The organism is Kaistella yananensis, from assembly GCF_026107505.2.
Taxonomy (GTDB): Bacteria; Bacteroidota; Bacteroidia; order Flavobacteriales; family Weeksellaceae; genus Kaistella; species Kaistella yananensis.
Genome location: NZ_JAPCHZ010000001.1, coordinates 629,959 through 654,217 on the forward strand (window position 1 = coordinate 629,959; position 24,259 = coordinate 654,217).

Genomic DNA, 24,259 nt, shown 5'->3' on the forward strand with positions numbered 1-24,259 from the left:
AATCGTAATTTTGTACAAATAAGAAATTTTATGCAGTTTTTAGAAGAATATCAGGAAATAGTTTCCAAAGCGATCGACAAATATAGATTCAAAGATAAACCCACTGAGCTTTATGATCCGATGAATTACATCATTTCCCATGGTGGCAAAAGACTTCGTCCGATTATGGTTTTAATGGCGAACGATATGTTTGGCGGCGATCTTCAGAAAGCCATAAAACCAGCTTTGGCTATTGAGTTTTTCCACAATTTTACGCTGATTCATGATGATATTATGGATGAGGCACCCTTGCGGAGAAACAAACCTACTATTCATACTTTACATGGAATTAATGCCGGGATTCTGTCGGGAGACGGACTGCTGCTGAAAGCCTATAAATTTTTCGATGATCTGGAGCCGGAACTTTACAAAGCATGTATCAGGGTCTTTACCCACACCGGTATTTTACTTTGCGAAGGCCAGCAGTACGATATTAATTTTGAAACCCAGGAAGATGTAACTTTTAATGATTACATCCGCATGATCACTTATAAAACCGGGGTTTTAAGTGCTTCTTCTTTTGAAATTGGTGCGCTGATCGCTGGTGCTGATTTCAAAGACGCTAAAGCGATTTTTAACTTCGGTAAAAATGTAGGGATTGCCTTCCAGATTATGGATGATTATCTGGATGTTTTCGGCAATCAGGAACAGTTCGGTAAAAAACATGCCGGTGATATTTACGAAAATAAGAAAACCGTTCTATATCTTTTAGCCAAAGAACACGGAACCGAAGAAGAAAAGAAAGAACTTGATTACTGGTATGCGAAAAAAACCGATAATGTAGACAAAGTGTATAGTGTTGAGAAGATCTTCCGCCGTACAAAAGTTGATGAAAAAACCCTTCTTCTTATTCAAAAGTATAACGAAATCGCCCAGGAATACCTTAACCAGATTAATGTTCCGGATGAGAAAAAGAAGCCGTTTATCGAACTTGCAAATTATCTTCTTCGACGCGAAAGTTAATTCTCAATCTCACCAATGAAATTCCGTACCGAAGTACAAATACCAGTTTCAGATACAGCGCTGGAAATTGATGACCGCGTGTTTTCAATCGGCTCATGCTTTGCGTCTGAAATATCAGATTTGCTGAAAACAGGGCAGATTCAGACTTTGAATAATCCTTTTGGAACAATATTTAACCCCTTTTCAATCAATCAGGCGGTTAAAAAGCTGTACCATTCCGAATTTTATGCTGAAGACGATTTAATAAAGTTCAATGAAGAAGTAATTTCCCTGGATCATCACAGCAAATTCAATTCCCGGTTTGTTCATCAGACTTTGGAAAAAATAAATGCTGAAATTGAGTTGGGAAACCGTTTTCTGCAGGAAACCAATTGGGTGATTATCACGTACGGAACTTCATTTGTCTATGAATTTATGCCCAAGAAAAAACTGGTGGCAAACTGTCATAAAATCCCCGGGAAATATTTTGAAAAAAGGCTTTTAACACATCTGGAAATCACAGATGCTGTTTACGAAACAGTAACCTTGCTGAAAGATATCTGCAAAGAAAATGTTCAGATTCTGTTCACGGTTTCTCCGGTGCGTCATACCAAAGACGGAATGGTTGAAAATAATCTGAGTAAAGCCAAATTAATCGCAGCAATTCATGAAATTCTGCCAGAGTTCGACAACTGCCACTATCTGCCGGTTTACGAGATTTTGATGGATGATTTACGCGATTATCGCTTCTATAAAGAAGATTTAATTCATCCCAGCAGGCAGGCTGTTCAGTACATTTGGGAAAAATTTGGGAGCGCTTATTTTTCTGATGAAACCATGGATTTTGTTGAGGAAAACTTTAAGATCGCAAAAGCTTTAGACCACAAACCTGCGGATGAAAAAAGCCCGAAACATCAGGAATTTCTCTCAACTATTGAAAAACGAATTGCAGCACAGCAAACGAAAGTGAAACATAAAATTTTTTAAATTGATTTGGGCAGCTTTTCCGCCTTCCACTCCCGCTTTTTTGTTCCGCTTTGCTTCACAAAAAGAGCTCCGTTCAAGTCGGGCTGCAACCTAAAAACAAATGTAATGATCGATACCCACACCCATTTATACTCAGAAGAATTCGATGAAGACCGAAAGGAAATGATAGAAAGAGCTCTTACAAAAGAAGTTTCCAAATTTTACCTTCCGGCGATTGATTCTACAACTCATGACCAAATGCTCGCTTTGGAAAAGGAATATCCGAATCAGATTTTTTCGATGATGGGACTCCACCCATGTTATGTGAAACCTGAAACCTGGGAAAAAGAACTGAGAATTGTAGAGGATTACCTAAATCAAAGAAGTTTTCCTGCAATCGGGGAGATTGGGATTGATCTTTACTGGGATAAATCAACCCTGGATATTCAGGTGAAAGCCTTCGAGCAGCAAATCGACTGGGCGATACAGAAGGATTTACCGATCGTGATTCACACACGTGAAAGTTTCGATGAAGTCTTCGAGGTTTTAGAAAGGAAGAAACACCCGAAACTTCGTGGGATTTTCCATTGCTTTTCCGGAAATCTCGACCAGGCAAAACATGCAGTGAATTTGAATTTTCTGTTAGGAATCGGTGGAGTAGTAACATTCAAAAACGGTAGAATCGACCAGTTTCTCCATGAAATTCCTTTAGACAAAATCGTCCTCGAAACTGATTCGCCATACCTGGCTCCGGTTCCGCACCGTGGCAAAAGAAACGAAAGTTCTTACCTTGATCTCGTTGCCGGAAAGCTCGTGAATATTTACGGGAAAGATTTTTCAGAAATCGACCGCATCACGACCGAAAATGCTGAACGGATTTTTTCTAAGAATTAAAATTAAAAAACCGCGAAATGTGCTTCGCGGTTTTTTTAGATATTTATTTTTTCCTTGAAAAATTACTTTTATTCTTCGGTTTTTTGTAACCGATATTTTCTTTGCTCTGCGGCTTTGGTCTTGGGGTGAAAGGTTTGTTGTTCGAATCTCTTTTCTGCGGCACCAAACCGTCTGTATGATACGGATGATCGGTTTCCACAGGGATTTTCTTTCCGATGAGTTTTTCTGTGTTTTTTAAATTCAGCAAGTCGAGGCCGTCAACAAACGAAATGGAACTTCCATCAGCGCCGGCTCTTCCTGTTCTGCCAATACGGTGAACATAAGTTTCCGAAACATCAGATAGTTCAAAATTCACCACATATTTCAGTTCATCAATGTCGATTCCGCGCGCTGCAATATCGGTAGCGACAAGAATTCTTGTCTTGCCGGATTTGAAGTTATTTAAAGCGTTCTGTCTTTGGTTTTGAGATTTGTTTCCGTGAATCGCTTCCGCCGAAATTTTTTGTGACTGCAGTTTTCTTGCAATTTTGTCAGCGCCGTGCTTCGTTCTCGAGAACACCAAAACAGAATCTGAAATATCGTTTTTCAGAATATGAGTAAGCAAATCGAGTTTATTTTCTTTTTCAACAAAATATACTTTTTGCTGAATGGTATCTGCAGTTGCGGAAACAGGAGCTACTTCTACTTTTACAGGATTGGTGAGCATCGAATTGGCCAGTTTGCTGATTTCTTCCGGAAATGTTGCCGAGAAAAAAAGCGTCTGTCTCTTTTGTGGAAGCAGTTTTATGATCCGTTTCACATCGTGTACGAAACCCATATCCAGCATTCTGTCGGCTTCATCGAGTACAAAGATTTCAAGATTTTTAAGTGAAATAATTCCCTGTGAAATAAAATCGAGAAGTCTTCCGGGTGTTGCAACCAGAATATCTACACCTTTTTTTAGAGCAGCTTCCTGCGCGCCCTGCTTTACTCCGCCGAATACCACGAGGTTTCTGAGTTTTAAATGTCGTCCGTAGGCATTAAAGCTTTCTTCAATCTGTATCGCCAACTCTCTTGTAGGCGTTAAAATCAAAGCTTTAATTTGATTGTTACGGATATTTTTTTCTGTTAAATTCTGAAGAATTGGGATGGCAAATGCTGCGGTTTTTCCGGTTCCGGTCTGTGCGGTTCCCAAAAGGTCTCTTCCCTGCAGAATGCTTGGGATTGCTTTTGCCTGAATAGGTGTTGGTTGGGTGTAACCTTCTTCCTGTAACGCTTTTGCGATAGGATCTATTAATTGTAAGTCGGTAAAATTCAAATGAAATGTTTTTAATTAAAATAAAATGAGCTGCGTCATTCTTTCTATAATGTAACGAAGAAATGAATTAGAAAATCCGTGAAATTTTCAGGGTTCCGCAGGTTGCGGATTCATCAAGAATGACATCGTCCATAAAAAATCCTTCCGGCGAGGAAGGAATTTTGTGCTGCAAAGATAGTGTAAAAATATTTAACAAGTATTAATGCTTATTTAGCAACTCTTGTCCACGTTTGGGTTTTCCGTAGTTCTTCGATGAAAGTATAAACTTCATCCAGTTTTTCGGTGCCGCCTTTTCCGTAATCTTCAATATGTTTTGTACTTCCGTCAGTAAAAGTGATTCTTAAATGCGCAGTGGGTAAATCGGTAATATTTTTGTTTCCGTAATAGCTGTTTAGATTTTTAAGATTTAACTCATCCAGAAGTGAAATCAATTTGTTGTAGTCTGCCTGTTTAATTGTGGTTTTAAAAATACCTTCTTTCGGACCGCTGAAATCATCTTTCGACCTTCCTTCAGTAAAAGTGAATCTTTCCGCATCAATAACTGCTGTTCTGTCGGGATTAATGGTTATTTTGAAAATCGGGCAGAACCCAAAACAGGCTTCAGCATTGTATTCAATTTTGGAATAGTTTGATGGGTTTGTAGTTGCACACGACACTACAAAAACCAATGAGAGGAGAAAAACGATATATTTCATAATTAATTTTAAACATTTGCGGCAACTTTTATTCCAAAAAAAATAGATTTGAATGTTCAAATCTATTTTTAAATATTGAAATTTTTATCCGTGAAGTTTCTTCCAGATCGCGTCTTTCAGTTCCATAAGGCCTTCCTGCGTTACCGACGAAAAGAAAATGGGTTTTCTGTTATCAGGGAATTTGTTTGAGATTTCTTCTTTCAGTTCTTCATCCAGCATATCCGATTTGGAAATGGAAATGATGTAATCCTTATCCAAAAGTTCTGGATTAAATTTTTTCAGCTCATTCTCCAAGATTTCAAATTCGTTATAGTAATCTTCAGCGTCTGCCGGAATTAAGAATAGGAGAATTGAATTTCGCTCGATATGTCTTAAAAACCTGTGCCCTAAACCTTTTCCTTCTGCTGCACCTTCAATAATTCCCGGGATATCGGCCATTACAAAAGATTTATAATTCCGGTAATCTACAATCCCTAAATTAGGAGTAAGCGTGGTAAACGCATAATCTGCAATTTTTGGTTTCGCTGCAGAAACTGCGGCTAAAAGGGTAGATTTTCCCGCATTTGGAAAACCTACAAGACCCACATCTGCCAAAAGTTTCAACTCGAACGTAACAAAACCTTCTTCTCCAGGAAGTCCAGGCTGCGCATAGCGGGGTGTTTGGTTGGTTGCAGATTTAAAATGTTCGTTTCCGAGACCTCCTTTTCCGCCATGCATAATGATGATTTCCTGGCCGTCTTCCATAATTTCGCCGATAATTTCTCCTTCTTCATTTCTCGCAATGGTGCCGATAGGAACTTCAATGTAAACATCGGCTCCATAAGCACCTGTGAGCTGGTTTTTGCCGCCGTTTTCGCCACGTTCCGCTTTGATGTGTCGGGTGAAACGTAAAGGTAGAAGCGTCCATTCATGAGCGTTTCCTTTCATGATTACGTGGCCGCCTCTTCCGCCATCACCACCATCGGGACCGCCTTTGGGTATATATTTTTCACGGCGGAGATGTGCAGAGCCTGCGCCGCCATGACCACTTTTACAATGGATTTTTACGTAATCTACGAAATTTGACATATTTTTAAAATTCTGATTTCAGCTAAAAAACTTTTAAGTTCTTCCTGAATCGGTTGATCTGCCTGAGTAAAGTTATGTTTTAGGGAAAATTCTGCGTCTTACTTTACCGGCTTTTTATTTAATCTTCTCTACTTCTGCAAAGAGTTTTTCGGAAATTTCATCAATTCCGCCTACGCCGTTTACTTCAACGTATTTGCCCTGCTGCTTGTAAAGTTCTGCAACTTCTGCAGTTTTTGTATAATATTCTTTAATTCTTGCCCGGATGATTTCTTCATTCGAATCATCTGTTCTTCCGCTGGTTTCGCCTCTTTTCAAAAGTCTTTCCACCAAAATTTCATCGTTTACGATCAAAGAAAGGCAAACGGAGATTTCACCATTCAGAATTTCTTTCACGATCTTTTCCAACGCTTCCGTTTGATTTGCAGTTCTTGGATAGCCGTCGAAAATAAAACCGCTAGTATCAGTCGGTTTTTTTACTTCATCAATCAGCATATCGGTGGTTACCTGATCGGGTACAAGTTCGCCTTTATCGATATAGGATTTAGCGAGTTTGCCCAGTTCTGTGCCGTTTTTCATGTTGTAACGGAACAGATCACCGGTAGAGATTTGTTTCAGATTGAATTTTTCAATCAGATTTTGTGCTTGCGTACCTTTTCCACTTCCCGGAGGACCGAAGAGAACGATGTTTATCATTTTATTAGATTTATATTTTGAATTTGAGTGTTGATACTCAATTTTTACTTATTCGTTTATCCTGCCTTCTTCAAGTTGGTACAAATCTCTGAGGTTTCTGCCCAGTTCATCATAATCCAAACCGTAACCTAAAACAAATTTGTTCGGTATTTCTTTGCCGATGTAATCAAGTTTAAATTCTTTCTGGTAAACATCAGGTTTCAGAAGGAAAGAGGCTAATTTTACCGATTTGGGACGCTGGGTTTCTGTGAAATACTGAAATAGGCTTTCTACGGTGTTTCCGGTGTCTACAATGTCTTCAACTAAAATAATATGCCGGTCTTTGATGTCTTTTGTAAGTTCCATTTTCTGGTATACGATTCCTGTAGACTGGGTTCCGGCGTATGAACTCATCTGGATGAAAGCGATTTCGCATTTCCCGGGATAGTGTTTCAGCAGGTCAGAAAAAAACATGATCACGCCGTTTAAAACACCAATAAATACTGGGGTTTCATCTTTGTAATCTTCATAGATTTTTAGCGCGGTTGCTTTTACGATTTCCTGTATTTCAGCATCTTTAAGATACGGAACAAAAGTTTTGTCGTGAATTTGAATGGACTCCATATATATTTACAAAATGCAAATTTAAGGTTTTTTAAGGAATTTTTTTGAATTATAAATTACAGACCATTCAAATTGATCCATTTACAGAGGTTGATGGTATTATTTAGAGTTAAAACTTTTGCGCAAAACCTTAATTAAATCTATTTTTGTAGAAATCTAAAAAAAAGTAAAATATGTCAACTTATGTAGTTGTAGGTCTTCAGTATGGGGACGAAGGTAAAGGTAAAATAACAGACGTGCTGTCGGCAAAATCCGATTACGTGGTACGCTTTCAGGGCGGTGATAATGCAGGACATACAGTGTATGCGGGCGAAGAAAAATTTGTATTGCATATTCTTCCATCCGGTGTTCTGCAGTGTAAAGGGAAATGTATCATTGCCAACGGAGTTGTAGTAAATCCTAAAGCATTTCTTAAAGAAATCGGGCAAATTGAAGAAAAAGGGATGAAAACAGATCATGTTTTTATCAGCCGCAGAGCCCACGTGATTATGCCTTACCATATTTTACTCGACACCTACCGTGAAGAAGAAGCCGGCGGAACGCACATCGGCACCACAAAAAAAGGAATCGGACCGTGTTATGAAGATAAAATCGCCAGAATCGGCATCCGAATGGTAGATTTGCTGAATCCTGAAGTTCTGGAAGAAAAAATCCGAAAAAATCTTAAAATTAAAAATTCTCTTTTCGAGAAATATTTTGAAAAACCTACTTTAGAATTTGATGAAATTTATAAAGAATTCCTCGAGCTGGGTGAAAAACTGAAAGACAGAATCGTAGATACTGAAGTTGAACTTAACCAGGCCATCCACGACGGAAAAAACATTCTTTTTGAAGGCGCGCAGGCTGCAATGCTCGATATTGATTTCGGAACTTACCCTTATGTAACTTCGTCTTCGCCTACTACCGGTGGGGTTTGTTCCGGTGCGGGTGTTCCCCCGACAAGTCTGCAGAATTTAATCGGAGTTGCAAAAGCTTACACCACCAGAGTAGGTGAGGGACCTTTCCCAACAGAACTCGATAATGAGCTGGGCGAAAACATCCGACAGATTGGTTTCGAATTTGGGGCAACTACCGGAAGACCAAGAAGAACCGGCTGGCTCGATCTGGTTTCGCTGAAACATGCGACGATGATCAATGGAATCAATAATCTGGTTATCACTAAATTAGATGTGCTTTCCGGTATTCCGATACTGAAAATTGCAACTAAATATAAAACTGAGGACGGAAAAATCATCGATTATTTCACTTCATCCACAACAAAACTCTATAAATACGAGCCGATTTACGAGGAGCTTGAAGGCTGGACTGAAGATATTACGAAAGTTAGAAGCTACGATGAGCTTCCGCAAAACGCCAAAAAGTACATTGAGTTTATTGAAAACTATTTAGGAATCAATGTATATTTGGTTTCTGTAGGACCAGAAAGAAGTCAGAACATCATCCGTAAAGAGTTGTTTTAAAGGTTATTTAGAAATATCAAAAAGCTGCGGTAAGAAATTATTGCAGCTTTTTTATGGTATTTTTCTAATATGTTAAAAATTTATTTTAAATATTTTTAACCATAAACATATTAAGAAAGAAATATTTAAATCAATTCGTCTGGGCTAGTCATCAAATTCAGTTTGGGTTAGTATAAAATTTTCATATTGTTATGGATAGAATATATTTTAATTTTAATTGTTAAAAATTTGGTTTGTTTTTTGATGATTATTTAAAAGTATTAAAAATTTAATTCAAATTAGATAATTTAATACGGCATTATTTAACATTTAAATTACAGGATCATGAAAAATTTTTTAACTTCTGACAGAGAATCTCGGTTTAATGAGATTCTTTTCGAAAACCGGAACAAGAGTTATGGAGCGTACGTGCTGCGAAACGAAGAAGGCTTGATTATGAAAAAGTCGCTCTTTATAGGAGTCGCCTTTTTTGCGGCCATTGCTTTAACTCCTTTATTAATTAATGCTTTAATGGTGAAAGAAACAGTGCTTCCGGCGCCGCCAGTTATTCATGATTTAACACCGATCCCAATTATCAGAGATAAAGAGCCTGATGTTATTAAACCTGCGCCTCCAGTTGCACCAAAAGTAAATACTTACGATTCCCGTGTTGCAACACCGACACGAGACGCGATGGAACCGAAACCCATAACTGCAGACGAAAAAAATTATGCGGCACCGGGCATTGATACTAGTTTGGATAATCCGCCTGTACTTACTCCGCAGGTTGTAGAAACTCCGCAAATCACTACTCCAATTATACCTGAACTTCCGAAAAAAGTGGATAATACTCCGGTTGATAGGGTAGATGTTGAAGCGGGTTTCAATGGAGGAATTAATTCCTTTCGGGCGCAGGTCGTGCAGAATTTTAACTCAGAGGATTTCGACGACTCTTTTGGGCTTATGAAAACTACAGTCACTTTTATTGTGGAAAAAGACGGTACCATCTCGAACATCAAAGCAAATGGAAGCAATAAGGATTTTAATGCAGAAGCAGAAAAATCCATCAAAAAAATCAAAGGAAAATGGACGCCTGCAAAACTCAACGGGGCGTATGTGCGAAGTTATTTTAAATTCCCAATTTCTATGCAGTTTGAGTAAAAGCTCAGCATGAATTTCTTAATTTTCAGTTATCCACAAAATATCAGGTTTTGTGGATAATTTTTTTCCGCTATAAAGCTTTAATTAACAATACTTTAACTTAAACCAAGTTATTAACAATCATCCGAAAATGATAAAAAAGTGTATTTTTGGTGATTAAAATTTAACTAATGGCTAAAATTATAGGGGTTGCAAATCAGAAAGGCGGCGTTGGTAAAACAACTACTGCGGTTAATTTGGCAGCCGCACTTGGAGTTCTGGAAAAGAAAATCCTTTTGATTGATGCAGATCCTCAGGCTAATGCAACATCAGGACTGGGGATTGATGAAGCTAATTTCTCAACCTACAATTTATTGGAGCACAGTACAGATGCGAAAAACTGTATTCAGAAAACCGCTTCTCCAAATCTGGATATTATTCCTTCCCACATCGATTTGGTGGCAGCAGAGATCGAACTTGTTGACCGCGAAAACCGTGAATACATGCTGAAAGAAGCTTTGCAATCTGTAAAAGAAGATTACGATTATATCATTATCGACTGTGCACCAAGTTTGGGATTAATCACAATTAATGCTTTAACTGCGGCTGATTCCGTGATTATTCCGATTCAGTGTGAGTATTTTGCGCTTGAAGGTTTGGGGAAACTGCTCAATACCATTAAGAATGTGCAGAAAATTCATAATAAAGATCTGGATATCGAAGGATTATTGCTGACGATGTTTGATTCCCGTTTAAGACTTTCGAATCAGGTGGTGGAAGAAGTAAATTCTCATTTCCCGGAAATGGTTTTCGAAACCATCATCAGCAGAAATGTGCGTTTAAGCGAGGCACCAAGTTTCGGTGAAAGTATCCTGAATTACGACGCAGAAAGCAAAGGAGCGATACAGTATCTTCAGCTGGCTGAAGAGGTTTTGTTGAAAAACGAGAACTTAGTAAAAAATTAAACTGGACTTTTAATACGGATCGCTATAATAAAAAATCATCATTCATAAAAAATGAAAGACAAGAAAAGAGCAATGGGACGTGGTTTGGGCGCTATTTTAAGTGCCGAATCCAAAGCTACGGTAAACTCCGCTACCGATGAAGGAGCTGATAAGTTTGTGGGAAATATCGTACAGGTTTCTATTGATGATATTTACGCGAATACCTCGCAGCCGCGAACATATTTCGATGAAAAAGCCCTGAATGATTTAGCGCAGTCGATTAAAAATTTAGGCATTATTCAGCCCATCACTTTAAGGAAAGACGGCAGTAAATTCGAAATTATTTCCGGCGAAAGAAGATTCCGTGCAAGTAAAATTGCAGGTTTGGAAACTATTCCTGCCTACATCCGTTTGGTTAATGATCAGGAACTGCTGGAAATGGCTTTGGTTGAAAACATCCAGAGAGAAGATCTGGATGCCATCGAAATTGCTTTAACTTATCAGAGACTTCTGGAAGAAATCGGGATGACTCAGGAAAATTTGAGTCAGCGTGTAGGGAAGGAACGAAGTACCATCACCAACTCTATCCGTCTTTTAAGGCTGAATCCGGACGTGCAGAACGCGATCCGCAGCGGAGAAATTTCGGCAGGCCATGGCCGTGCAATCATCAGTTTGGATGATCCGCAGAAGCAGGAAGAACTTTTTGCCAAGATTGTGAAGAATAATTTAAGCGTTCGCCAGGCAGAAGAAGAGTCTAACCGGCTTAAGAATCCGGATAATTCACCCAAAAGAGAGAAAGCCGCAGTCCCGAATCATATTAAAAAAGCCGAGAAAAATCTTGCCGATATTTTAGACGTAAAAGTTGAAATTAAAGCTGCTGCTAACGGAAAAAAAGGAAAAATCGTACTCGATTTCAAAAACGAAGAAGAGCTCGAAAATATTCTTTCACATTTCAGATAAATGAAGAAACTAACGGTACTTTTCGTCCTACTGTTTTCAATGAAAATCTTCGCACAGGTAAGTCCGAAAGATACAATTCGTGTTGAAAATTATCCTACAGACTCCATCTCTGCAGTAACCCCAAAATCTGAAATCGAAGTTTATACCGAAATTCAGGAATCCAACGCTGCGCCAACTGTGGCAAAATTCAATCCCACAAAAGCAGGATTATATTCGGCTGTTTTACCTGGACTCGGCCAGTATTACAACAAAAAATACTGGAAAATCCCAATCGTTTGGGGCGGAATCGGTACCGGAATCGGGATTACCCTTTGGAACCAGAAACAGTATAACAGATACCGGGATGCATTTATTGCGCAGCTCAACGGGCAGACTCATGAATTTTCCGACATTCCCGGAATTACAGCAGAAGCTTTGGGAAGAACGCAGGACAGGGCAAAGCGGCAGCGCGATTACGCCATCGCGGTTACCGGCTTGGTTTACATACTCAATATCGTAGACGCGGTAGTGGACGCACACCTTTATGAAGGCCGAAAGGATCCCGATCTTGCTTTGCAGCCTACGGTAATTTATGATGAATTCGGAAAACAGAATTCAAAAGCAGGTCTTAGTTTAAGTTATAATTTTTAAAGCAAAATCAACGGAAAGTATGAAAATAGCACTGGTAGGATACGGAAAAATGGGTAAAATTATTGATGAAATAGCGACCCAAAGAAATCATGAAATCGTGGCAAGACTTAATGAATCTCCAAATTCAGAAAACCTGAATAATGCTGATGTAGTCATCGAATTTTCCAATCCTGAAGTGGCTTTTAACAATATTAAAACCTGCCTGGAGAATAAAATTCCGGTGATTTGCGGAACGACAGGCTGGCTCGATCAGAAGCCTGAAATAGAAAAAATCGCTGCTGAAAATAATACCTCTTTTTTATATGGCTCGAATTTCAGCTTGGGAGTAAATCTTTTCTTTGCACTGAATGAAAAACTGGCTGATCTGATGAAAAATTTTCCTGACTATAATATTCAGCTTGAAGAAATTCATCATATTCACAAAAAAGATGCTCCAAGCGGAACGGCGATTTCTCTTGCAGAAGGAATCATCAAAAATGACAATAGATTTGAAGGGTGGAAGCTCGATGAAACCAGAGATAAGGAACTGGGAATTTTTGCAATCCGTGAAGATGAGGTTCCCGGTACGCACAGCGTTTTTTACAGAAGTGAGGTCGATGAAATCGAGATAAAACATACGGCATACTCCCGAAATGGTTTTGCACTGGGCGCTGTAATTGCCGCGGAATGGATTAAGGGAAAAACAGGAAACTTTTCCATGAAAGATGTTCTTTTCTCTTAGTAAAAATTATTTTGTAACAGTTACAATATCCTGCTAACTAATAAGCCATTAAAACAACCACCAAAACCACATTATGAATTATTTTCTCACTTATACAGTTTATGTCTTAATCCTCTCTCTTCTGATGGGGATTTCTACATGGAAACTCTATAAAAAAATGGGTTACAATCCGCTTTTTGCTTTTGTCCCTTTTTATAATTATTATATCATTCAGAAAGAAACCGGCCACCCGAAATGGTGGGTCGCGATGGCTTATCTTCCGATTGTCGGGCCTATTATGATGACCGTTTTCCATTTGTTTCTGATGAAACATTTCGGTAAGAGCACCTTCTCGCAGCGGTTACTTACTGTGATTCTTCCTTTCATTTATATGGCTTTCATCAATTATTCGAAAGATCCAGAGATAGAAACTGAGGACGAACTGTATTTAACTGAGGACGAGAAAAGTGAGAAAAAGAAAGAGTCTTTTGCAGGTTCCATCACTTTTGCTGTCGTTTTTGCGACAATCGTTCACGTGTTCATGACCCAACCTTTCGGAATTCCGACAGGTTCCATGGAACGAACGCTTTTGGTAGGCGATTTCCTGTTTGTGAATAAATGGAGCTATGGATTCAGAATGCCGATGCGTCCTGTGGCAATTCCGTTCTTGCAGGGAACCATTATGGATACAGGCGAAAAAGGCAACCCGAAAGATGATCCAAAATCGTATGTGGAAGCAGTGAAATTACCGTATGCCAGAATTTTTCAGTTCAGCAAACCTGAGCGAAATGATATTGTAGTTTTTAATTATCCTCAGGATTCGGTTCATAAAGCAATCGACAGAAAAGATCCTTACGTAAAGCGTTGTGTTGCTGTAGCCGGAGATATTATTGAAATTAAAGCCGGAAGACTTTTCGTAAACGGAAAACCGGAAACGATCTTAGGAGATCAGCAGAAACAGCACAAATTTATTGCAACTACAGGGAGCCAATTAGATATTCCGGCGCTTTACAGACAATACGGTTTTTTGCCTGTGCAGGAGATACAAACAGAAACAGGTTATTTGTACGATTTTCAAGGTCTGACCGATCAAACGGCTAAAGAAATAAAAGAATTGCCACAGGTTATCGAGCTTAAAGAACACATCTGGCCAAAAGATTCGGCAGCGCTTTCCTATAAAGTGAATGCCGCAAGAGACAGCTATACGAAGAATTTAGATACGACTCAGTCTATTTTCCCAATTAATAAAAAATGGAATCAGGATTGGTATGGACCATTGAAAATTCCTAAAAAAGGAGATGTGGTAACTTTAAATCAGGAAACTTTACCTGAATACCAGTGGATTATTTCAGAATATGAGCATAATAAACTCGAAAACAAAAACGGAAAAATCTTTGTCAACGGTAAAGAAACGACTCAATACACGATTCAACAAGATTATTACATGATGATTGGGGACAACCGAGATGCTTCACTCGACGCCAGGTTTTTCGGGTTCGTGCCGGAAGAAAATATTGTCGGCAGCCCGATGTTTACCTGGATGAGTGTGGAAGGCCTGTTTTCTGATAAAAGCTCATCTTACCAACCGGAAGGTAAAAAAATCCGTTGGGACCGTATGTTCAAAGCCACCAACACCGGCGAAGCAAACAAGACATCTTACTGGTGGGTAGCCGTGATACTTTTAGTACTGTTTTTTGGCTGGGATTACTTTGCTAAACTCTTCAAAAAGAAAAATAACGAAGACTAATAATCTATCCTGATATAAATACAATCCCTCTCCATCGGAGGGGGATTTTTATTAAACCGATTATGAAAATTTTATTACCCATATTTTATCTGCCGCCCATTTCGTGGTTTGCGGTTTTTTTGAAGGATGAAAACGAGGTGGTTTTGGAGCAATGCGAAAACTTTCCGAAACAAACCTATCGGAACAGGGCCAATATTTATGGTGCCAACGGAAGATTGTCTTTAATCATTCCCACGAGGCACACGCGAAAGTGCGTAATGAAGGAAACCGAAATTTCTCACCGCGAAAACTGGCAGCAACTTCACTGGAAATCGATAAAAACTGCGTATCAGCGCTCTCCTTATTTTGAATTTTATGAGGAAAAACTTGAAAAAATATTTGAATTTAAAACGGATTCTTTGATTGAGTTTAATCTGAATGCCTTAAAAATTATTCAGGATATTCTGAAGACCGAAAAGGCATACTCTTTGAATAATGACTATGTCAAAATTCCGTTGGAAGAGAATTATCGTGAGAAATTTTCAGCTAAAAAAGAAACAGAATTTGAAATGGAAGAATATTACCAAACCTTCAGTGATAAGTTGGGGTTCGAGAAAGACCTTTCAATTCTGGATCTGATTTGTAACAAAGGACCGGAAACTTTGACATATTTAAAGAATATTCAGACCAAATAAAAATTTATAATGAAAAAAATACTTATTGCAGCTGCCTTCCTTTCAGGAGTTGCTTCTTTTGCCCAAAGTACCGACGTTGCTTTGGATCCCATGAAGGACAAAGATTTAATGACCTGGTATCACAAAGATTTTTCTTCTTCAAATACTTACGGAGTTAATACACAAAATGCTTATAAATATCTTGAATCCAAAGGTTTAAAACCAAAGCCTGTAATTGTGGGCGTTCTTGATAGTGGGGTAGAAGTTGATCATCCGGGTTTAATTAAAAACATGTGGAAAAATCCTAATGAAGTCCCAAACAACGGAAAAGATGACGACGGAAACGGTTATGTCGATGATATCTACGGTTGGAATTTCATTGGTGGAAAAAATGGTGATATTGATATTGACAATATGGAAGTGACCAGAGTGGTAAAAAAATACCAATCACTTTTTGAAGGTCCAAATTCTGCCACAAACAAAGCAAATCAGGCGAAAATGCCCGAAGAATTTGCAATGTACATGAAATCCAAAGAAATCTTCACCAAGAAAAGCATCGAAGCAAAGCAGGGTTACGAAACTTATTCCAGAATTCAGAAAATGATTCCGGATATGGTTAAGTTGTTGAATGGCCAGAATCTGACTCCAGAGGCGGTGGCAGCAATAAGACCAACTACCCAGGAGCAGGCAATGGCAGCATCAGTGCTTGGTCAGGTCGCTCAGGATCCTTCTGTAAAAGGAAAATCTCCTGCAGATGTTCAGAAGTTTTTGGAGGCGCAAATGAAAGAAGCTTTAGATTATTACACACCGCAGGCCACACAGCAGTATAACCTTGATTTCGATCCAAGAGCATCTGTGGTTGGTGATAATTACGAAGATTATACTCAGAAATATTACGGCAACAATCATTATGAAGGTCCCGATGCCCAGCACGGAACCCACGTTGCAGGAATCATTGCAGGTTATCCGCAAGGTTCAGAAACGCAGTACGGAGTTGGTTACAAAACGGCTAAAATTATGACCGTAAGAACTGTTCCGAATGGTGATGAGCGTGATAAAGATGTCGCAAATGCAATTCGATACGCTGTAGATAATGGTGCTAAAATTCTGAATATGAGTTTTGGCAAGCCTGTTTCTCCGGGTAAAACAGTAGTTTGGGATGCCTTTAAGTACGCACAGGACAAAGGCGTTCTTTTGGTTAAAGCTGCAGGCAACGAAAATGAAAATATTGCTGAAAATGTCTATTATCCAACAAATTTTAAAGAGGTAACAGATGCTAAACCCTTCATCAATAACATGCTTGTAGTGGGAGCTTCTACGAATAATAATGAATTCCTGCGGGCAGATTTTTCCAACTATAACCAAAAAATGGTGAATGTATTCGCGCCGGGAGATAAAATTTATTCTACCGTTCCGGATGGTAAATATGAGTATCTGCAGGGAACTTCAATGGCATCGCCTGTAGTTGCCGGTGCAGCCTCTGTTCTTTGGGCATATATGCCGAATTTAAAACCGCAACAGATCATTGAAGCATTGGTGAAAACATCCAACAAATCTTCTGTTAATGCAATGATCAACTCCAATACAAACAACAGATTCGATTTGATCTCTGAAGCTGGCGGAGTCATTGACCTTCGTAAAGCCGCGGAATATGCATTCACAAATTTCTATAAAGCCGGAACACCTGTACCGACAGCAAAACCAAAAGCTGTAAAGAAAACGACAAAGAAAACGGTGAAGAAAACCGTAAGACGAAATTAATGATTTGTTAGATTATTTATAAAAAGCCCGAATTATTCGGGCTTTTCTCGTTTAGTAGAAAACTTGGCACGGTTTTTTGTAACTAGTAGTTATAATTTTACTACTATGAAAAATATACTACTTACAGGAATTTTAGGTGCTGCAATCAGCATTTCCTGTTCCACAGCAAAAACCGCTCAGGCAAACAGAGCAGAATTTTTACAGCTAAAAGGAGATTGGGAAATCACAAGTGTCGACTACGACAAAAATTACAGTGTAAAGCCTTTTGATGAAGGTGCAGATGCAAAATGTTTCGTAGGCAGCCACTGGAGATTAATTCCTAATAACTGGAGCGGATCTTATACCCTTAACGGAGGTGGTGCCTGCCCGAGTGTTATTCAGCCAATTAAATTTGAAGTGGTAAACGGTAACGAATTTAAATTCAAAAAATTACTGGAAGATACCAAAGCAAAATCCGTAACCCAAGGCTACTCTTTAAACTTAATCAGCCAAACAACAGATTCTTTCAGTTTAGAACAAAACGTTCCGTCAGGTGGTCAAAACGTAAGAATTGTATATAACTTTGCAAGAACAGGAATGAAATAATCTAAAATTATAATAATGAAACTATTTAATACAACAAACATAGCAGCTCTTTTCATTACATCTACAATGATGTTAACAAGTTGCGAAGCAGTAAAAAATGCCAATAACCAACAGAAAGGTACTGTAATCGGTACTGCAGCAGGAGCTGTAATTGGCGGAGTTCTTGGAAACAACTTAGGAAAAGGCAAAAATGCACCAGCCGGAGCAGTTCTTGGAGGAATCGTTGGTGGTGTTGCAGGTAATGTTATCGGTAGAAATATGGATAAACAGGCCAAGGAAATTAAAGAAACTTTGCCGGGTGCAGAAGTTGAAAGAGTAGGAGAAGGTATTAAAGTGACCATGAAAGAAAATATGGTAAACTTTGGTTTCGATTCATCAGATTTAACATCAGCAGCTAAAGCAAACTTAGACAAGTTGGCTCAGGTTCTTAAAAATAACATGGATACTAACATTAATATCTATGGACACACCGACAGTAAGGGGACAGATGCTTATAACCTTTCTCTATCTGAAAGAAGAGCCGCAGCAGTGAAAAACTATTTGGTTTCTCAGGGTGTTTCAGCAAGCAGAATGTTTACAATGGGGGTTGGTGAAAAAGAACCTGTCGCTTCTAATGATACAGATGCAGGCAGAGCAGAAAACCGACGTGTTGAATTTGCGATTACCGCAAATGAAGAAATGATCAACGATGCAAAAACCGGTCAGTAAATAAGACCAAATCACAATCATTATATTTTTAAATCCGCTTCGGCGGATTTTTTTATTTTAAAATCACTAATTTTGTGATACTCTTTAATACGAATGACGAAATATTTAAAACTGCTTCGCGTTGAACAATGGGTGAAAAACCTTTTCGTTTTTGCGCCACTTTTCTTTTCCGGAAATATTACCAATCCCGATTTGCTGATCAAAAGTTTCTTTGCTTTTGCAGTATTTTCCCTTGCGGCCAGTACAGTTTATATTTTAAATGATTATTCAGATATTGAATCCGACAAAAAACATCCGGAAAAAAGCAAAAGACCACTCGCAAGCGGAGCGATTTCAAAGCCTACAGCGGTTTTTATTTTTATAGGATTAATTGCCCTTTGTTCAGTTTTGATATTTTGCGGCGGGGCATATTTCCAGAATAATTTCTGGAAGTTCGCCACCATCGTGGTATTTTATTTTTTAATGAATGTGGCCTACACTTTCAAACTGAAACATGTCGCCATAATCGATGTTTGTATCATCGCCATAGGTTTTGTGCTGAGGGTTTTGGCAGGCGGATATGCGACAGGTATTTATATTTCTCAGTGGGCAATTCTGCTAACATTCGTTCTGGCGCTGGTTTTGGCAATCGGTAAAAGAAGAGGCGAACTTATCAATGCGCAGATTTCCGGAAAAACCCGTCGGGCACTCGATGGTTACAATGTTCAGTTTGCCGATATCGCGCTTTCAATAAGCTGTACCCTTGCAATCGTTTGTTATTTAATGTTTACGCTTTCACCGGAAGTTCAGCAGAAATTCCATTCCAGGGTTTTTTATACTGTAATTTTTGTTGTATTTGCGTTTTTAAGATATCTGCAGCAAACGCTCGTGTATAATAAAACCGAATCGCCAACAAAAATAGTATACCGCGACAGATATATTCAGGTCACTTTGGTGCTTTGGCTCGCTGCATTTTTACTTCAAATTTATTTCAAATAATGAAACCGAATTTTATACAGAAAGTAACAAATTGGGGGAATTTCCCTGTGGTGGAAAAGGAAATAAAGTCAGAAGATTCTATTGAGAAAATAAAAGATTTCGTTAGAAACAATAATGAAGTTATTGCCCGTGGTAACGGCAGATGTTATGGCGACGCTTCCCTTTCAGAACATATATTTTCAACCAAGCGGCTTAATAAATTCATCAGTTTCGACCGTTTAAACGGTGTCATTGAATGCGAGTCAGGCGTTTTACTTTCTGAAATTTTAGAAGTAATTGTGCCGCAGGGCTATTTCCTCTACGTAACTCCGGGAACCAAATTTATATCCGTCGGTGGAGCTATAGCTTCGGACGTGCATGGCAAAAATCATCATGCCGAAGGTTGTTTTTCCGAATATGTGGAGGAATTTTCTTTGCTCAATGAAAACAGCGAAGTCATTACGTGTTCAAGAACTCAAAATGAGGATAAATTCTGGGCAACAATTGGCGGAATGGGACTTACGGGAATTATTCTCTCTGCAAAATTCAAATTAAAGAATATTGAGACTGCCTATATCCGCCAGGAATCCATCAAGGCAGAAAATCTCGATGAAATTTTTAAACTTTTTGATGAAAGCGAGTCCTGGACGTATAATGTTGCGTGGATTGATTGCCTGCAAACCGGAAAAAATATCGGCAGAAGTATCATGATGCGTGGCGAACATGCTTTTAAACATGAACTTCCTAAGAAATTGCAGCAGAATCCACTGAGGCTAAAACAGAAATTCATTCCAAAAGTGCCTTTCTATTTTCCTGATTTTATGCTTAATAAATGGAGTGTAAAGTTATTCAACTATCTGTATTTCAATAAACAACAAAAAAAAGAGGTGAAGAATTTTGTGGATTACGAAACCTTTTTTTATCCTTTGGATGTGGTGAATGACTGGAATAAAATCTACGGAAAGAAAGGGTTTATCCAGTACCAAATGGTAATTCCGAAGGAGAAAGGAAAAGCGGGCATGAAAAAAATCCTTGAAACCATCGCCAAAAGCGGAAACGGATCTTTCCTCGCGGTTCTGAAACTTTTCGGCAAAGAAAATCCTTCAGCTTACAATTCTTTCCCTCTGGAAGGGTATACATTGGCGTTGGATTTTAAAGTAAATCCGAAGCTTGCAAAATTGGTTTCAGATTTAGATGAAATTGTAGAAGAATTTGGCGGCAGGATTTATTTAACCAAAGACAGTATGAGCAAATCATCACTTACCAATTATCTTCGAAACGTTCAGAATCCTAAATTTGTGTCGGTGCAACACAAGAGAATCCTCAGCAACAGCAATTAAATCTACAAAATATGATCGTTCTCGGCAGCAATTCAGAAATCGCCCAGGCCTTTGTAGAAAAGGTTTTAGAAGCTGGTGAAAAATACTCGGTCATCTATCTTCTCACCTCAAATCACGGAACTGCAGAAAAGTTTGCCCTCCATCTTGATGTCAAGTTTTTTCAGCGTACCGAAATCATCGAACTTGATTTGATGAAGGAAATCGACTATACTCAGCTTGATGAGATCAATTCCGAATTACTGTTTTGCGCTACAGGATACTTGGGCGAAAACACGGAAGAAGGCCTGTATAACAATAAAAATACTGAAATAATTATTGATATAAATTACGCGAAACTAATTCCTGTTCTCAACTTTTTTGCCGGTAAAATGGAAAGACAGCGCTCCGGAACCTTAATTGTGCTTTCGTCTGTCGCAGGAGACCGCGGGAGGCAGAGCAACTTTATTTATGGCAGCGCAAAAGCAGGATTATCGGCTTATTTAAGCGGTTTAAGAAATTATCTCTTTAGTAGAAAAGTTCATGTTCTTACCATAAAACCTGGTTTTGTGGACACCAAAATGACAGAAGGTTTACCGTTGAATCCTGCACTTACCGCAACGCCAAAACAGGCTGCAGAAGGAATTTATAAAGCTTTTAGAAAGAAAAAAAACACAGCATATGTTTTGCCGGTTTGGGGAATTATTATGTTGATTATTAAGAGTATACCGGAGTTTATATTTAAAAAATTAAAACTTTAAAGAACTGGAAATGAAAAAACTGTATCTCTTCGATTTTGATGGTACTTTAACCTACAAAGACACCATGTTTCTGTATCTTAAATTCTATAATCCGTCGAAATTTTATTTACAGTTTCTGAAACATATTCCGCTTTTTTTGCTTTTAAAACTCAAGCTCGCGGATGCTGAGAAAGTGAAAAAAAGTTTTATTGCCTCAATCCTCAAAGGCCAAAGCCGGACGAAAATTGAAAACAAATCGCAGGCTTTTTTTGAAAAATACCAACACGAGATTTTTCGTGAAAATGCTTTAGAATTCATTACCAATATCGACAGAAACCAAACTGAATGCTATATCGTTACCGCTTCCCTGGACATGTGGGTGAAGCCATTCGCGAAAAAACTCAGGATGAATCTACTCTCAACCCAGGCAGAGTTTAAAAATGATATTTTCACAGGGAATTTTATAGGAAAAAACTGCAACGGCCCGGAAAAAGTGAACAGGATTAATGAAGCATTGCAAGGCAGAAAATTCGATAAAACCATAGCTTTTGGCGACACATCCGGCGATACTGAAATCTTGGCTTGGGCAGATGAAAGCCAGTTTGAATTTTTTCACTAATTTTATACCCGCTATACCGCTAAAAAGAAAGTTAAGAAAATGGATAAAATATATTTGGATAATGCTGCTACCACGCCACTTGCCGAAGAAGTAATCGATGCAATGGTAAATGTGATGAAAGTAAATTACGGTAACCCATCATCCACCCACAGTCTCGGCCAGGAAGCGAAAATTCTCATCGAAAATGTAAGGCGCGAAGTGGCTGACTATCTCCATGTATCACCTTCTGAAATTATTTTTACCTCCTGCGGAACCGAATCCAACAACATGATTATTAAATCCTGCATCAATCATTTGGGTGTAGAGCGCATCATTACTTCACCAATGGAGCACAAATGCGTTGCTGAAACGGTTTTGGATATGAAGAAAAGGAAGGGAATTGAAGTGGTTTATCTTCGTCCCGACCATAAAGGAGATTTCAACATCAATGAATTAGAGGAGTTACTTAAAGCATCAGAAAAGAAAACACTGGTAAGTTTAATACATGCCAATAATGAAATCGGAAATCTTCTGGATATTAAAAAAGTAGCGAAGATTTGTAAAGAAAACGGTGCGTTGTTCCATTCGGATACCGTACAGTCGATGGCACACATGGAACTTGATTTTTCCGAGATTCCGCTGGATTTTGCATCTTGCAGTGCCCATAAATTTCATGGTCCAAAAGGAAGCGGATTTGCTTTTGTAAGAAAATCTTCAGGATTAAAGGGCATTATCACAGGAGGACCCCAGGAACGGGCTTTACGTGCGGGCACAGAAAACGTGTGCGGAATCGTAGGCCTTGGTAAAGCGCTGGAGCTTTCTCTGAAAAATATGACGGAATATGCCACTCATATTAAAGCGATAAAAAATTATACAGTGGAAAGACTTTCTGCTGAAATTGAAGGCGTTAAATTCAACGGAAGAAGTGCCGAGGATGACAAAAGCTTATATACGGTTTTAAGCGTGCTTTTACCCTTTAAAGATCCAATGATCGGCCTTAAACTCGACATGAAAGGAATCGCAATCTCGCAGGGTAGTGCATGTTCATCAGGGGCTTCAAAACCTTCGATGGTGATGATGATGATTCTGGATGAGGAGGAAATGCAGGATTCCACACCTTTAAGAGTTTCTTTCAGTCATCTTACGACCAGAGAAGAAATTGATTCTTTGGTCACTGCCCTGAAGGAAATTGCAGCATCATTTAAGATAGAAAATACAAATGTTTCACATAGATAGAGGATTAGCCAAAGTCGCTGAAAAGTTGTAATTTTGTATCGAAAAAGTAATTTAATTATAAAAATATAGAAAAATGGCATTAGAAATAACAGATCAGTCATTCCAGGAAGTGGTTTTAAATTCCGATAAACCGGTTTTAGTTGATTTTTGGGCAGTTTGGTGCGGACCATGCAGAATGCTGGGGCCAATTGTAGAAGAAATTGCAACAGATTTTGAAGGAAAAGCTGTAGTGGGAAAAGTGGATGTTGACAACAATCAGCAGGTTTCTGTAGACTACGGAATCCGAAATATCCCAACAGTTTTGATTTTCAAAAACGGACAGGTGGTTGATAAAATCGTAGGTGTGGCATCAAAAGAGGTAATTTCAGAAAAATTATCAGCGCATTTATAAAAAATAATCCCGTGAAAATGAATGCTTTCTGAAAAAGAAAGCATTTTTTGTGAGAAAACATTTTGTAGATAGCCAGAAAGTTGTATTTTTGCACTCACCAAAACGAAAGAAGTTCTTTAGGTATTAATGATCCGGTAGTTCAGCTGGTTAGAATGCCGCCCTGTCACGGCGGAGGTCGCGGGTTCGAGTCCCGTCCGGATCGCAAAAAGTTTATCAATTACTTTTCAAAAAATTGATCCGGTAGTTCAGCTGGTTAGAATGCCGCCCTGTCACGGCGGAGGTCGCGGGTTCGAGTCCCGTCCGGATCGCAATTACGACAACAAAGTAATACAAAATGCTGTAAAATATATGTTTTACGGCATTTTTTGTTTTGTGCTGCTACCAAAGAGTATCAAAAAAACATAAATATTTAGTGACCTATTCGGTGACCTGTCACCACGGTCAAAAACAGGTCACTGAAATATTGGAAAACCACCTGTTCAACATGCTTTTCAGAAATTGAAAATCTTGTGGCCGGGTTTGGTTTAGATTAGTTTTAAACTCTAAAAAGTGACACA

Annotated in this window: 25 protein-coding genes and 2 tRNA genes; 22 read left to right on the top strand and 5 right to left on the bottom strand. The window is 38.7% G+C overall.

Features of this window, described 5'->3' with window-relative positions; all coding sequences use genetic code 11:
* The first annotated feature begins 30 nt into the window (after nucleotides 1–30).
* From OK344_RS02780 to OK344_RS02790, 3 genes are all read left to right on the top strand, one after another.
* Nucleotides 31–1,002: a polyprenyl synthetase family protein gene (locus OK344_RS02780; protein ID WP_265143343.1), complete on the top strand. Its 972-nt coding sequence runs from the start codon at nucleotides 31–33 to the stop codon at nucleotides 1,000–1,002.
* Nucleotides 1,003–1,017: 15 nt separating this feature from the next.
* Nucleotides 1,018–1,968 carry a GSCFA domain-containing protein gene (locus OK344_RS02785; RefSeq protein WP_265143344.1) on the top strand — a complete coding sequence of 317 codons (951 nt, stop codon included), beginning with the start codon at nucleotides 1,018–1,020 and terminating at the stop codon, nucleotides 1,966–1,968.
* Between the two features lie 105 nt (nucleotides 1,969–2,073).
* Complete coding sequence (locus OK344_RS02790) at nucleotides 2,074–2,841, top strand: TatD family hydrolase (RefSeq protein WP_265143345.1); 768 nt, start codon at nucleotides 2,074–2,076, stop codon at nucleotides 2,839–2,841.
* 43 nt (nucleotides 2,842–2,884) lie between these two features.
* On the opposite strand, the gene OK344_RS02795 is transcribed toward OK344_RS02790, so the two are convergent.
* From OK344_RS02795 to OK344_RS02815, 5 genes are all read right to left on the bottom strand, one after another.
* Nucleotides 2,885–4,138: a DEAD/DEAH box helicase gene (locus OK344_RS02795; RefSeq protein WP_265143346.1), complete on the bottom strand. Its 1,254-nt coding sequence runs from the start codon at nucleotides 4,136–4,138 to the stop codon at nucleotides 2,885–2,887.
* A gap of 206 nt (nucleotides 4,139–4,344) precedes the next feature.
* Nucleotides 4,345–4,833, bottom strand: coding sequence for a DUF6438 domain-containing protein (locus tag OK344_RS02800; RefSeq protein WP_265143347.1), 489 nt, complete (start codon nucleotides 4,831–4,833; stop codon nucleotides 4,345–4,347).
* Nucleotides 4,834–4,917: 84 nt separating this feature from the next.
* Nucleotides 4,918–5,901 (bottom strand): GTPase ObgE, encoded by a 984-nt coding sequence (gene obgE / locus OK344_RS02805; protein WP_265143348.1) that lies wholly within the window; start codon nucleotides 5,899–5,901, stop codon nucleotides 4,918–4,920.
* Nucleotides 5,902–6,015: 114 nt separating this feature from the next.
* Complete coding sequence (locus tag OK344_RS02810) at nucleotides 6,016–6,594, bottom strand: adenylate kinase (protein ID WP_088468767.1); 579 nt, start codon at nucleotides 6,592–6,594, stop codon at nucleotides 6,016–6,018.
* Nucleotides 6,595–6,642: 48 nt separating this feature from the next.
* Nucleotides 6,643–7,197, bottom strand: coding sequence for a phosphoribosyltransferase (locus tag OK344_RS02815; RefSeq protein WP_088468768.1), 555 nt, complete (start codon nucleotides 7,195–7,197; stop codon nucleotides 6,643–6,645).
* A gap of 173 nt (nucleotides 7,198–7,370) precedes the next feature.
* On the opposite strand from OK344_RS02815, the gene OK344_RS02820 reads away from it, so the two are divergent.
* The 19 genes from OK344_RS02820 to OK344_RS02910 all read left to right on the top strand — a co-directional run bounded on the left by OK344_RS02820 (nucleotide 7,371) and on the right by OK344_RS02910 (nucleotide 24,010).
* Nucleotides 7,371–8,657: an adenylosuccinate synthase gene (locus tag OK344_RS02820; RefSeq protein ID WP_265143349.1), complete on the top strand. Its 1,287-nt coding sequence runs from the start codon at nucleotides 7,371–7,373 to the stop codon at nucleotides 8,655–8,657.
* A 324-nt stretch (nucleotides 8,658–8,981) separates the two neighbouring features.
* Entirely contained in the window at nucleotides 8,982–9,797 is an 816-nt protein-coding gene (locus OK344_RS02825; RefSeq protein WP_265143350.1) for an energy transducer TonB, read from the top strand.
* A 170-nt stretch (nucleotides 9,798–9,967) separates the two neighbouring features.
* The gene (locus OK344_RS02830; RefSeq protein WP_088468771.1) at nucleotides 9,968–10,741 is read left to right on the top strand and encodes a ParA family protein; all 774 of its coding nucleotides are present in this window, start codon (nucleotides 9,968–9,970) and stop codon (nucleotides 10,739–10,741) included.
* 51 nt (nucleotides 10,742–10,792) lie between these two features.
* Nucleotides 10,793–11,680: a ParB/RepB/Spo0J family partition protein gene (locus tag OK344_RS02835; protein ID WP_265143351.1), complete on the top strand. Its 888-nt coding sequence runs from the start codon at nucleotides 10,793–10,795 to the stop codon at nucleotides 11,678–11,680.
* Nucleotides 11,681–12,310 carry a DUF5683 domain-containing protein gene (locus OK344_RS02840; RefSeq protein ID WP_265143352.1) on the top strand — a complete coding sequence of 210 codons (630 nt, stop codon included), beginning with the start codon at nucleotides 11,681–11,683 and terminating at the stop codon, nucleotides 12,308–12,310.
* Between the two features lie 19 nt (nucleotides 12,311–12,329).
* On the top strand, nucleotides 12,330–13,031 hold the full coding sequence (dapB, locus tag OK344_RS02845) for a 4-hydroxy-tetrahydrodipicolinate reductase (RefSeq protein ID WP_265143353.1): 702 nt from the start codon (nucleotides 12,330–12,332) through the stop codon (nucleotides 13,029–13,031).
* Between the two features lie 73 nt (nucleotides 13,032–13,104).
* Entirely contained in the window at nucleotides 13,105–14,757 is a 1,653-nt protein-coding gene (lepB, locus tag OK344_RS02850; RefSeq protein ID WP_265143354.1) for a signal peptidase I, read from the top strand.
* A 62-nt stretch (nucleotides 14,758–14,819) separates the two neighbouring features.
* Complete coding sequence (locus tag OK344_RS02855) at nucleotides 14,820–15,431, top strand: WbqC family protein (RefSeq protein WP_265143355.1); 612 nt, start codon at nucleotides 14,820–14,822, stop codon at nucleotides 15,429–15,431.
* Nucleotides 15,432–15,440: 9 nt separating this feature from the next.
* Nucleotides 15,441–17,171 (top strand): S8 family serine peptidase, encoded by a 1,731-nt coding sequence (locus OK344_RS02860; protein ID WP_265143356.1) that lies wholly within the window; start codon nucleotides 15,441–15,443, stop codon nucleotides 17,169–17,171.
* A 105-nt stretch (nucleotides 17,172–17,276) separates the two neighbouring features.
* Nucleotides 17,277–17,756 (top strand): lipocalin family protein, encoded by a 480-nt coding sequence (locus OK344_RS02865; protein WP_265143357.1) that lies wholly within the window; start codon nucleotides 17,277–17,279, stop codon nucleotides 17,754–17,756.
* A 15-nt stretch (nucleotides 17,757–17,771) separates the two neighbouring features.
* Nucleotides 17,772–18,464, top strand: coding sequence for a YiaD family glycine zipper/OmpA-like lipoprotein (locus OK344_RS02870; RefSeq protein ID WP_265143358.1), 693 nt, complete (start codon nucleotides 17,772–17,774; stop codon nucleotides 18,462–18,464).
* A gap of 93 nt (nucleotides 18,465–18,557) precedes the next feature.
* On the top strand, nucleotides 18,558–19,442 hold the full coding sequence (locus OK344_RS02875; protein ID WP_265143359.1) for a decaprenyl-phosphate phosphoribosyltransferase: 885 nt from the start codon (nucleotides 18,558–18,560) through the stop codon (nucleotides 19,440–19,442).
* Nucleotides 19,442–20,761, top strand: a complete 1,320-nt coding sequence (locus tag OK344_RS02880) for an FAD-binding oxidoreductase (RefSeq protein WP_265143360.1) — start codon at nucleotides 19,442–19,444, stop codon at nucleotides 20,759–20,761. Before OK344_RS02875 ends, OK344_RS02880 begins: the two co-directional genes overlap by 1 nt.
* 11 nt (nucleotides 20,762–20,772) lie before the next feature.
* Nucleotides 20,773–21,498, top strand: a complete 726-nt coding sequence (locus OK344_RS02885) for an SDR family NAD(P)-dependent oxidoreductase (RefSeq protein ID WP_265143361.1) — start codon at nucleotides 20,773–20,775, stop codon at nucleotides 21,496–21,498.
* A gap of 10 nt (nucleotides 21,499–21,508) precedes the next feature.
* A complete protein-coding gene (locus OK344_RS02890; protein ID WP_265143362.1) occupies nucleotides 21,509–22,096 on the top strand; it encodes an HAD family hydrolase in 588 nt (195 codons plus the stop codon).
* A gap of 39 nt (nucleotides 22,097–22,135) precedes the next feature.
* On the top strand, nucleotides 22,136–23,311 hold the full coding sequence (locus OK344_RS02895) for a cysteine desulfurase family protein (RefSeq protein WP_265143363.1): 1,176 nt from the start codon (nucleotides 22,136–22,138) through the stop codon (nucleotides 23,309–23,311).
* Between the two features lie 73 nt (nucleotides 23,312–23,384).
* Entirely contained in the window at nucleotides 23,385–23,702 is a 318-nt protein-coding gene (gene trxA / locus OK344_RS02900) for a thioredoxin (RefSeq protein ID WP_265143364.1), read from the top strand.
* A 128-nt stretch (nucleotides 23,703–23,830) separates the two neighbouring features.
* Nucleotides 23,831–23,904 (top strand) — tRNA-Asp (locus OK344_RS02905).
* Between the two features lie 32 nt (nucleotides 23,905–23,936).
* Nucleotides 23,937–24,010: transfer RNA gene (locus OK344_RS02910), tRNA-Asp, on the top strand.
* Nucleotides 24,011–24,259 lie beyond the last annotated feature (249 nt).

Excerpts from the sequence above, each read along its gene's own strand:
- OK344_RS02790 (WP_265143345.1), top strand. The coding sequence starts at position 2,074 with ATGATCGATACCCACACCCATTTATACTCAGAAGAATTCGATGAAGAC.
- obgE (WP_265143348.1), bottom strand. The coding sequence starts at position 5,901 with ATGTCAAATTTCGTAGATTACGTAAAAATCCATTGTAAAAGTGGTCAT.
- OK344_RS02885 (WP_265143361.1), top strand. The coding sequence starts at position 20,773 with ATGATCGTTCTCGGCAGCAATTCAGAAATCGCCCAGGCCTTTGTAGAA.
- trxA (WP_265143364.1), top strand. The coding sequence starts at position 23,385 with ATGGCATTAGAAATAACAGATCAGTCATTCCAGGAAGTGGTTTTAAAT.
- OK344_RS02860 (WP_265143356.1), top strand. The coding sequence starts at position 15,441 with ATGAAAAAAATACTTATTGCAGCTGCCTTCCTTTCAGGAGTTGCTTCT.
- dapB (WP_265143353.1), top strand. The coding sequence starts at position 12,330 with ATGAAAATAGCACTGGTAGGATACGGAAAAATGGGTAAAATTATTGAT.
- OK344_RS02855 (WP_265143355.1), top strand. The coding sequence starts at position 14,820 with ATGAAAATTTTATTACCCATATTTTATCTGCCGCCCATTTCGTGGTTT.
- OK344_RS02840 (WP_265143352.1), top strand. The coding sequence starts at position 11,681 with ATGAAGAAACTAACGGTACTTTTCGTCCTACTGTTTTCAATGAAAATC.
- OK344_RS02830 (WP_088468771.1), top strand. The coding sequence starts at position 9,968 with ATGGCTAAAATTATAGGGGTTGCAAATCAGAAAGGCGGCGTTGGTAAA.
- OK344_RS02865 (WP_265143357.1), top strand. The coding sequence starts at position 17,277 with ATGAAAAATATACTACTTACAGGAATTTTAGGTGCTGCAATCAGCATT.
- OK344_RS02835 (WP_265143351.1), top strand. The coding sequence starts at position 10,793 with ATGAAAGACAAGAAAAGAGCAATGGGACGTGGTTTGGGCGCTATTTTA.
- lepB (WP_265143354.1), top strand. The coding sequence starts at position 13,105 with ATGAATTATTTTCTCACTTATACAGTTTATGTCTTAATCCTCTCTCTT.
- OK344_RS02895 (WP_265143363.1), top strand. The coding sequence starts at position 22,136 with ATGGATAAAATATATTTGGATAATGCTGCTACCACGCCACTTGCCGAA.
- OK344_RS02780 (WP_265143343.1), top strand. The coding sequence starts at position 31 with ATGCAGTTTTTAGAAGAATATCAGGAAATAGTTTCCAAAGCGATCGAC.
- OK344_RS02815 (WP_088468768.1), bottom strand. The coding sequence starts at position 7,197 with ATGGAGTCCATTCAAATTCACGACAAAACTTTTGTTCCGTATCTTAAA.
- OK344_RS02810 (WP_088468767.1), bottom strand. The coding sequence starts at position 6,594 with ATGATAAACATCGTTCTCTTCGGTCCTCCGGGAAGTGGAAAAGGTACG.
- OK344_RS02880 (WP_265143360.1), top strand. The coding sequence starts at position 19,442 with ATGAAACCGAATTTTATACAGAAAGTAACAAATTGGGGGAATTTCCCT.
- OK344_RS02890 (WP_265143362.1), top strand. The coding sequence starts at position 21,509 with ATGAAAAAACTGTATCTCTTCGATTTTGATGGTACTTTAACCTACAAA.
- OK344_RS02820 (WP_265143349.1), top strand. The coding sequence starts at position 7,371 with ATGTCAACTTATGTAGTTGTAGGTCTTCAGTATGGGGACGAAGGTAAA.
- OK344_RS02800 (WP_265143347.1), bottom strand. The coding sequence starts at position 4,833 with ATGAAATATATCGTTTTTCTCCTCTCATTGGTTTTTGTAGTGTCGTGT.
- OK344_RS02825 (WP_265143350.1), top strand. The coding sequence starts at position 8,982 with ATGAAAAATTTTTTAACTTCTGACAGAGAATCTCGGTTTAATGAGATT.
- OK344_RS02785 (WP_265143344.1), top strand. The coding sequence starts at position 1,018 with ATGAAATTCCGTACCGAAGTACAAATACCAGTTTCAGATACAGCGCTG.
- OK344_RS02870 (WP_265143358.1), top strand. The coding sequence starts at position 17,772 with ATGAAACTATTTAATACAACAAACATAGCAGCTCTTTTCATTACATCT.
- OK344_RS02875 (WP_265143359.1), top strand. The coding sequence starts at position 18,558 with ATGACGAAATATTTAAAACTGCTTCGCGTTGAACAATGGGTGAAAAAC.